This window comes from Mycobacterium sp. (assembly GCF_050701675.1).
Classification (GTDB): domain Bacteria; phylum Actinomycetota; class Actinomycetes; order Mycobacteriales; family Mycobacteriaceae; genus Mycobacterium.
The window spans coordinates 1-8427 of sequence record NZ_JBOGDD010000949.1; the positions used below are offsets into that span (position 1 = coordinate 1).

Annotated in this window: 11 protein-coding genes and 1 tRNA gene; 8 read left to right on the forward strand and 4 right to left on the reverse strand. The window is 67.0% G+C overall.

Annotated features, from left to right (window positions below; translation table 11 throughout):
* Positions 1 to 349, reverse strand: a 349-nt coding sequence (locus ACRDUX_RS28810; RefSeq protein WP_526418932.1) for an amidohydrolase family protein, incomplete at its 3' end; no start/stop codon positions are given.
* A 99-nt stretch (positions 350 to 448) separates the two neighbouring features.
* Here ACRDUX_RS28810 and ACRDUX_RS28815 point away from each other — a divergent pair.
* From ACRDUX_RS28815 to ACRDUX_RS28840, 6 genes are read left to right on the forward strand one after another with little or no spacing between them, the layout of a single operon-like run.
* On the forward strand, positions 449 to 1759 hold the full coding sequence (locus ACRDUX_RS28815; protein WP_526418916.1) for an NAD(P)/FAD-dependent oxidoreductase: 1311 nt from the start codon (positions 449 to 451) through the stop codon (positions 1757 to 1759).
* Positions 1753 to 2493 carry a DUF1365 domain-containing protein gene (locus ACRDUX_RS28820; RefSeq protein WP_526418918.1) on the forward strand — a complete coding sequence of 247 codons (741 nt, stop codon included), beginning with the start codon at positions 1753 to 1755 and terminating at the stop codon, positions 2491 to 2493. The genes ACRDUX_RS28815 and ACRDUX_RS28820 overlap by 7 nt, the downstream gene beginning before the upstream one ends.
* Complete coding sequence (locus ACRDUX_RS28825; RefSeq protein WP_526418920.1) at positions 2490 to 3761, forward strand: SAM-dependent methyltransferase; 1272 nt, start codon at positions 2490 to 2492, stop codon at positions 3759 to 3761. Before ACRDUX_RS28820 ends, ACRDUX_RS28825 begins: the two co-directional genes overlap by 4 nt.
* Positions 3761 to 4537 carry a DUF1295 domain-containing protein gene (locus ACRDUX_RS28830; RefSeq protein WP_526418934.1) on the forward strand — a complete coding sequence of 259 codons (777 nt, stop codon included), beginning with the start codon at positions 3761 to 3763 and terminating at the stop codon, positions 4535 to 4537. Before ACRDUX_RS28825 ends, ACRDUX_RS28830 begins: the two co-directional genes overlap by 1 nt.
* A 5-nt stretch (positions 4538 to 4542) precedes the next feature.
* Complete coding sequence (locus ACRDUX_RS28835) at positions 4543 to 5124, forward strand: RNA polymerase sigma factor (RefSeq protein WP_526418922.1); 582 nt, start codon at positions 4543 to 4545, stop codon at positions 5122 to 5124.
* Positions 5121 to 5837, forward strand: a complete 717-nt coding sequence (locus ACRDUX_RS28840) for an anti-sigma factor (protein WP_526418924.1) — start codon at positions 5121 to 5123, stop codon at positions 5835 to 5837. The genes ACRDUX_RS28835 and ACRDUX_RS28840 overlap by 4 nt, the downstream gene beginning before the upstream one ends.
* Before the next feature lie 4 nt (positions 5838 to 5841).
* Here ACRDUX_RS28840 and ACRDUX_RS28845 read toward each other — a convergent pair whose 3' ends face one another.
* Entirely contained in the window at positions 5842 to 6948 is a 1107-nt protein-coding gene (locus ACRDUX_RS28845) for a carboxylate-amine ligase (RefSeq protein WP_526418936.1), read from the reverse strand.
* A gap of 147 nt (positions 6949 to 7095) precedes the next feature.
* On the opposite strand from ACRDUX_RS28845, the gene ACRDUX_RS28850 reads away from it, so the two are divergent.
* A complete protein-coding gene (locus tag ACRDUX_RS28850; protein ID WP_526418926.1) occupies positions 7096 to 7917 on the forward strand; it encodes an LLM class F420-dependent oxidoreductase in 822 nt (273 codons plus the stop codon).
* A 1-nt stretch (position 7918) separates the two neighbouring features.
* On the opposite strand, the gene ACRDUX_RS28855 is transcribed toward ACRDUX_RS28850, so the two are convergent.
* Positions 7919 to 8131 carry a CsbD family protein gene (locus ACRDUX_RS28855; protein ID WP_526418928.1) on the reverse strand — a complete coding sequence of 71 codons (213 nt, stop codon included), beginning with the start codon at positions 8129 to 8131 and terminating at the stop codon, positions 7919 to 7921.
* A gap of 38 nt (positions 8132 to 8169) precedes the next feature.
* Here ACRDUX_RS28855 and ACRDUX_RS28860 point away from each other — a divergent pair.
* Positions 8170 to 8245 (forward strand) — tRNA-Arg (locus tag ACRDUX_RS28860).
* On the opposite strand, the gene ACRDUX_RS28865 is transcribed toward ACRDUX_RS28860, so the two are convergent.
* A partial coding sequence (locus tag ACRDUX_RS28865; protein ID WP_526418930.1) for a hypothetical protein occupies positions 8229 to 8427 on the reverse strand: 199 nt, incomplete at its 5' end. The genes ACRDUX_RS28860 and ACRDUX_RS28865 overlap by 17 nt on opposite strands.

Consider the following 8427-nt stretch of genomic DNA (forward strand, 5'->3'; position numbering starts at 1 on the left):
ACAGTCCGCCGGGTGCGAGGCTGCCGTCGTAGGAGGCGCCGACGATCCACTCCTCGTCGGGATGCGCCTCGGCGTAGGAGCGCACCGCCTCGACGATCTCCGCGACCGACGTGCACGGCCGCACCGCGGGCCCGACGAATTCAAGGCCGCCGAGCAGCGGGTGGGCGTGCCCGTCGCCGAACGACGGCATCAGGAAGCCGCCCTCGAGATCGACCGCATCGGCGCCCTGCTCGGATGCCGCCGTGTGCGCGGAGGCACCCACGGCCGTGACGACGTCGCCGTCGATGAGCAGCGCATCCGTTGCCTCGGAAGCACCTGTCCACACGATTCCGTTGTGAAATAGCGTCATCACCACGGTTTGGCACACTACGCGGGCGCAAGAGTTACGCAATGCGTAACGACAGCGAACGGTACCCATCCGTCTCCCGCGTGGTTCCGAATAGAGATCGTGGAACGTGAAGACCTCGCTGGGCGCTCGGTCGCCGTCGTCGGAAGCGGCGTTGCCGGGCTCACCGCTGCCTACGTCCTGTCAGCCCGCAACCGGGTGACGCTGTTCGAGTCGGACAGCCGGTTGGGCGGTCATGCCCACACCCACGTCATCGATCGCGGAGACGGCGACGTCGTCGCAGTCGACTCCGCGTTCCTGGTGCACAACGACAGGACCTATCCCACGCTCTGCCGCCTGTTCTCCGAACTCGGGATCGAAACTCGCGACACCGACATGTCGATGTCGGTCCGCGACGACCGGGTCGGCGCCACCGGACTCGAGTACGCGGGGGCGCGCGGGGTCGGCGGGCTCTTCCCGTCACTGTCGACTCTGGCCCATCCCCGCTACCTCCTGATGCTCGTGGAGGTCAAGCGGTTCCACCGCGAGGCGACCCGTTTGCTCGACGATGAAGCCGCCGATGACCAGACGCTCGGGTCGTTCGTGAAGCGACATGGTTTCTCCGCCTACTTCATTGCGCACTTCATGACGCCGTTGGTGGCCGCAGTCTGGTCGTGCGCCCCTGGTGACGCGATGAGCTATCCGGCCCGCTACCTGTTCGTCTTCCTGCAGCACCACGGCATGCTCTCGGTGCTCGGTTCTCCGACGTGGCGGACCGTCGTCGGCGGGTCCGCCACGTACGTCCAAGCGATCGCACGGCTCATCCACGAGGTCGCCACCGACGCGCAGGTCCGCTCCGTGAAACGGGTACCCGACGGCGTGCAGATCTCCCTCGGCGACGCCGCACCCAGACGGTTCGACGCGGCGGTCATCGCGACGCACCCCGACCAGGCACTGCTGATGCTGGCCGAGCCAACCGCCGCCCAACGCACGGTCCTTGGCGCAATCCGCTACTCCACCAACCACGCCCAACTGCACACCGACGTCTCGGTGCTCCCGCGGCGGCCCCGCGCCAGGGCCTCTTGGAACTACCTGGCGACCCCCAACGCCGACAACGTCCTGGTGACCTATGACATCACGCGTCTGATGCGGCTCCCGGGTCCCGAGCGCTACCTGGTCACCCTCGGCGGTCGCGACCGCGTCGACCCGGCAGCGGTGATCGCCGAGATGACGTATGCCCACCCGCTGTACACGCCCGAATCCGTGGCCGCTCAAGCCCTGCTTCCGACCATCGACGACGACCGGCTGACGTTCGCAGGCGCGTACCACGGGTGGGGCTTCCACGAGGACGGTGCGGCATCCGGATTGCGTGCGGCACAACGGCTCGGCGCCGATTGGCCCGCCGCGTCGAGCCTTGAGCCGGCGCCATGTTGACCGCCCTCTACCGAACGCGGATCACCCACCTGCGGCGCGCACCGGTGCACCACTACTTCGAGCAACGTGGCTACAGCTGGTACGTCGACGTCGACGAGCTGCCCCGGCTGCCCGGCTGGTTGCAGCCATTCGCGAGATTCGAAGCCGCCGATCATCTTTCGGTACCCATCGACGGCGATGACACGTTGCGTGCCCGAGTCGACGGCTACCTCGCCGAGCACGGCATCGAACTGCCCGGCGGCACCGTCACCGCCCTACTCCAGGCGAGGGTGCTCGGCTACGTCTTCAATCCGCTCAGCGTCTTCTGGTGTCATGACCGCCACGGCGTGCTGCGGCACGTCATCGCCGAGGTGCACAACACCTACGGCGGCCGCCACGCATACCTGCTGCCACCGACCGGCGACCAACCGGTCGCGGTGAAGAAGGCGCTGTACGTCTCCCCGTTCAACGAGGTCGACGGGTACTACCTGGTGCGGGCACCGCTGCCCGAGGCCGAACTGGACGTGACGATCTCACTACACAGGGAGAACAAGCCCGCCTTCGTCGCGACGATGCACGGCGTGCGACGCAAGGCCTCGATCGCCAACGTCCTTCGACTGCAGATGGCGGCCCCGCTGGCACCGCTGATGGGAGCGATGTGGATACGGATTCAGGGTGTCACGCTGTGGGCTCGACGGGTACCGGTGGTGCCACGACCGAAGGCGATCGAGAGGGAAAGGGTCGATCAACTGTGACCGTCAACGCCACCGGAAACATTGGCACGCCACTGGATCCCGCCCGCTGGCCGTCGGTGGCCCGGGTTCCCGGGGGCCCGGTCAGCACGGCGACGGCACGGGTGGCGGAGTCATTCCTGCGCCGCGCCGCAGCGCGACTTCCGCTGAGGCTCCGCTATCCCGACGGATCCGTCGTCGGCGCCGCCGACCCGACGTTGCCGACGATGGACATTCACCGGCCCACCGCACTGTTTCGGCGAGTCGGCAGATCCGGGCTGATCGGCTTCGGCGAGTCGTACATGGCGGGCGAGTGGAGCTCCGATGACTTGGCGGGCCTTCTCACCGCCTTCGCCAACTCGGTGGCAGACCTGGTTCCGCCTGCCCTGCAATGGCTTCGGCCATTCGCCGTCGTGCGGCATCCGAGCACGATGTACAACAGCCTCAAGCAGGCCCGCGACAACATCGCCGAGCACTACGACCTGTCCAATGACCTGTTCGCGGAATTCCTCGACGGCACCATGACCTACTCCGCCGCATTGTTCGACAACGCGCGGCCAGAGTGGTCCGCGCTGGAGGACGCCCAACGTCGCAAGATCGACCGCCTTCTCGACTCGGCGCGCGTCGGACCGGGCAGCCACGTGCTCGAGATCGGCACGGGCTGGGGAGAATTGTGCATTCGCGCCGCTTCACGCGGCGCGCAGGTGCACTCCATCACCCTGTCCGCCGAGCAGCAGCGCCTAGCCCGGGAGCGCGTCGCCGCTGCCGGCTTGTCGAGCCAGGTGACGATCGAGCTCAAGGACTACCGTGAGGTCGATGGTCGCTACGACGCCGTCGTCTCGGTCGAGATGATCGAAGCGGTGGGATATCGATTCTGGCCCACGTACTTTCATACCCTCGACCGCCTGGTCTCGCCGGGCGGGCGCGTGGCGATCCAGGCCATCACCATGCCGCACGGCCGGATGTTGGCTTCCCGCAACACGTACACCTGGATTCAGAAGTACATCTTCCCCGGCGGGATGATCCCGTCCGTGGAGGCCGTCGTCGGCATCACGGAACGCGAGACGCGCCTGCGCACGGTGAACATGCTGTCGTTGCGGCCCCACTACGCCGAGACACTACGCCTGTGGCGGGAGCGCTTCGCGTCGCGGCGAGATTCGGTGCTCGCGTTGGGGTTCGACGACGTCTTCGAGCGGATGTGGGAGCTTTACCTGGCCTACTCCGAGGCCGGCTTCCGGTCCGGTTACCTCGACGTCTACCAATGGACCTTCGCACCGACGGGTACCACGTGATGAACTTCCTCGTCGTTTCCGCTGCCTCACTGGCGTTCCTGGTTCTGGTCTACGGGGCGTCGTTCGTCATCGGGCGTCGGATCGGCCGTTACAACGTCGTCGACGTGACGTGGGGCGCGAGCTTCGTCGTCGTGGCAGCGGTCGCGGCGGTCGTCGGTAGCGGTGAGCTCTTCCGTCGACTCCTGCTACTGGCTCTGGTCGCCGTCTGGGGTCTGCGGCTGGCATGGCACATGATCGGCAAGTCCGCGGGCAAGGGCGAAGACCCGCGCTACGACAAACTGCTGAAGGGCGACTTCTCCGCCGCCAACGTGATCCGCAGGATCTTCCTGATCCAGGCAGCCTTGGCGTGGTTCATCTCCCTGCCTCTGCAACTATCGGCCTCGCTGGGTGCGACGCCGTCGGGCTTGCTGCCGGTGTTGATCGCCGGGGTGGCGCTGTGGGTCGTCGGCGTCCTGTTCGAGGCGGTGGGCGATCATCAGCTGCGCCAGTTCAAGGCCGACTCCGCCAACAAGGGCAAGATCATGGACCGCGGTCTCTGGTCCTGGACACGGCATCCCAACTACTTCGGCGATTCGGCGGTGTGGTGGGGCCTGTGGCTGATCACCATCACGGGCTGGCTGTCGTTGACGACGGTGCTGTCGCCCGTGGCGATGACGTACTTCCTGGTGTATGCCACCGGCGCACGTCTGACCGAGCGAATCATGGCCGATCGCCAAGGGTTTCGTGAATACAGCGCTCGCACTTCGTTTTTCGTACCGCGGCCGCCCAGATCGTGAATACCGTGACTACTCTCGATTTCGCCAGTAAGCTTCGCGGCGTGACAGTCGACCTCGACGCTTTGCTGCGCCGGGTAGCACAACAGGACGTCGAGGCGTTTGCCGCGTTCTACGACAACACCCGAGCAAGGGTGTTCGGGCTGGTGGTGCGCGTGCTCCGCGACCCTGGCTACAGCGAGGAAACCACTCAGGACATCTACCTGCAGGTATGGCGTAACGCCGCAAATTACAACCCGTCGGCGGGCACTCCCCTGGCATGGCTCATGACGTTGGCGCACCGCCGTGCGGTCGACCGCGTGCGCTCCGAGCAGTCCGCCAGCCAGCGCGAGTCCCGGTACGGAGCCGCCAACTTCGAGGTACCCGCGGACCGGGTCGCCGAGGCCGTGATCCAGCTCGACGAGCAGCGGCAAGTAACCCAATGCCTGGATTCGCTGAGCGATCCGCAGCGCGAATGCATTCAATTGGCGTATTACGAAGGCCTGACCTATGTACAGGTATCAGAGCGTTTGGCGGCGAACCTTGCCACCATCAAGTCACGGATGCGGGATGGCATCCGTGGACTACGCAAGTGTCTGGGGGTCTCGTGACCGAGCCACATGACCACGACGATTTACTGGTCCTTGCTACGCCGTACGCGCTGCACGCGATGCCACAGTCCGATCTCGACGACATCGACAGGCAGCTGACCCGCGCGCCTGCGCCCGTCGCGCTCGCCTTCGCCGACGAGGTGCGCGCCGTCCGGGAGACGATGGCACTGGTGTCGGCCGCCACGGCGGTCGAGCCACCGACGTACCTTCGCGAGCGCGTGCTGACCGCCGTCGGCGGAGGCAGGGTGGTCGAACTGCGTCCTCGATCGACCCGTGGGCGCACCGCTGCGATCGCCATCGCGGCCGCCGTGGCGATCGGCCTCGGCGCTGCGGGCATCGGATTCGCCATCCGGCCGGAGCAGACGCAGTCGGCCGCAGAGCAGATCTTCACGGCTCCGGACGTCCGGACCGTCTCGGGCGACATCCCGACGGGCGGCACCGCCACGGTGGTGTTCTCCCGCGAACGCAACGCGGGCGTGCTCGTGATGAACAACGTCGCGCCGCCGAAACCGGGAACCGTCTACCAGATGTGGCTCGTCGGCGCGCAGGGCCCGAAATCGGCGGGGACCATGGACGCGGCGGCCGTCGCGCCGTCGACCACTGCCGTGCTGCCAGATCTCGGGGACTCCAAGACCCTGGCCTTCACGGTCGAACCGAGCGGCGGCTCGACGGCGCCCACCACCCCGGTCTTCGCCGCCCTTCCGCTGGCCTGACGCATCACACGCCCTCGACGGTGGCGGCCGCCGCTTCTTCGACGACGTCGGATGCGACGCGGCGACGATTCCAGGCCCTGCGCTGACGGGCGGCGCCGTTGCCATCGGCGACGACCCGCCGGAGTTCGGCCTTGACCATGTCGTACTCGCCGAGGCTGGTCAGCGCGGGCTCGAGTCGGTCGACGAACGCGTCCAGTAGCGCGGGAGCGGGCCTGCGCGCATGACTGTCCCCGAGATCGATCAGCTCCCCCTCGAGCCCCTCGCGGGCGGCCTTCCAATATGCCGCTTTGAGGGCGTGTGGCGTCAGCGGCGGGATCGGCTCGCCCCGTTCCTCGTCGGCCATCGCCGTCATGACGAGTGCCCTGACGAGGGTGGCGAACAGGACGGTCTCGGCGACGGTGGCGGGGACGTCGGAGACGCGAACCTCGATGGTCGGGAAGTTGGCGGACGGGCGGGCGTCCCAATAGACCATTCCGGCGTCGAGCATCGCCCCTGCATCGAGCATCATCCGGACCGCTGCGTCGTAGTCGGCGGCCGACTCGAAGTGCGGCGGCGGGCCGGCACTTGGCCATCGCGCCCACAGCACGCTGCGCCAGCTCGCATGTCCCGAGTCGGCGTTGCGGTACACCGCCGAGTTGGCCGTCAGTGCGAGGAGCAGCGGCAGCGACGACCGCAGCCGGTTGCTCACCTGGATCGCCACCTCACGAGTCGGGACGGCGACGTGCACATGGCAACCGCAGATGCCCTGTTCGTGCGCGATCATGCCGAACCGCTCCGCGATCTCGCGGTAGCGCGGCTTATCGGTGATCGGAAACTCGGGCGCAACGGTGGGCGGCAGAGCCACCGCCAGCAGTCGTGCACCGGCGGCTTCGGCCGCGTCGGCGGCAACGCGGCGCAAGCGGGTCAGATCGCGTCTCAGGTCATCGCTCGAGGACGCGACGTCCGACGTCGTCTCGACCTGGCAGCTGGTGAGCTCGAGCTCCAGTTCGACACCGTGTCGGGCGGCATGTTCGGCGACCGCGGTATTGAGAGGAACGGGCTCACCGGTGTGCGGATCGACGAGAAGGAACTCCTCCTCGACTCCGAACGTCGGAGGCTCGGGAGTGTTGATCCGGCCCGCCGGACTGCTCACAACGGACCGGATCAGGATGACACTCCTCTTGCTGACGCGATGACCTTCGCACAGCTCGAAATCCTTATTGCCCCGCTTCTTCGGGGGCCAAACCTCCGAATTCCAACCGGCACCTAAGCTCGGATCATGGCACGGGATTTTCGGTTCGGATTCGGTCTGCACGCCGCGCATCGGCAGTCGTCGGTTCAAGACTGGGCCCGCCGCGCCGAGGACATGGGTTACGACGTGCTGCACGTGCCGGACCACCTCGGCGCGCCCGCCCCCTTCCCGACGTTGATGACGGCGGCGGCGGCCACGGAGACCCTTCACGTCGGCACGTTCGTGCTCAACGCCGGCTTCTACAAGCCTGCCCTGCTGGCCCGCGACGTCGAGGCGATGCGCGACCTGACCGGCGGACGGCTGGAGCTGGGGCTCGGCGCGGGTTACGTCAAGGAGGAGTTCGAGGCCGCCGAGATTCCGTTCCCGACCGCCGGGCAGCGAGTCGACTATCTGCGGCGCATCACCGAATATCTGGGTGAGCACGTGCCGGAGGTCCCACTTCTGATCGCGGGCAACGGCAACCGGCTTCTGACGATCGCCGCGGAGAGGGCTCAGATCATCGGCCTCACGGGAGGCGACCCGGCGAGCGAGGGCGGGGATCCCCTGGCCGAGCGGATCACGTTCGTGCGCAACGCCGCTCCCGAACGCTTCGACGACCTTGAGCTGAACATCGCCATCACCGCCATGCCGATCGACGAGTCAGGTATGCCCGACCTCTCGATCACGCGGCGCTTCCTGCCGGAGCTGACGGACGACCAGATCCTGAGGACGCCGGGTGTGCTTTCGGGATCGACGGTGGACATCGCCGACGAGATCCGCCGCTACCGCGACACCTACGGGGTCACCTACATCATCGTTCAGCAGCCGCACGCCGAGGCGTTCGCGAAGGTGATCGCCGAGCTGCGGTGAGTCAGCGCCCGCGGACGGCATCCTTGAATCGCTCGCCCGACATCCTGACGCGGGCCTTCACCTGATCGACCTTGCCTTCGTTGCGCAGGCGCGGATTGTCGGTCATATCGCCGATGTTCTCCTTGACCCGGCCGGCCAGCCGGTCGACGGTGTGGCGGGCCTTCTTCGATGCGCTCATGGCGGTGGATAGCCCGTAAGCGGTGGTGGGAAACACGGAGCCCCGAATCGATTCGGTATGCTGCGAGCCGGTCCGCCCCCGTAGCTCAGGGGATAGAGCACGGCTCTCCTAAAGCCGGTGTCGCATGTTCGAATCATGCCGGGGGCACCACGTTCGTTTGCAGGTCAGCGCGTTTTCCGGGCAATTGGGGCATGACGGCGATCTGCACCTCCCTGCCGATGCCTTCGAAGACAAAGCCGGCCTCACGGGTCACGGTCCGAAAACGAGATTCGGTAGCCACGTGACCAGAGACGGCACGAGCGCCAGAATGAGCAGAACCAGCAGCATGGCTC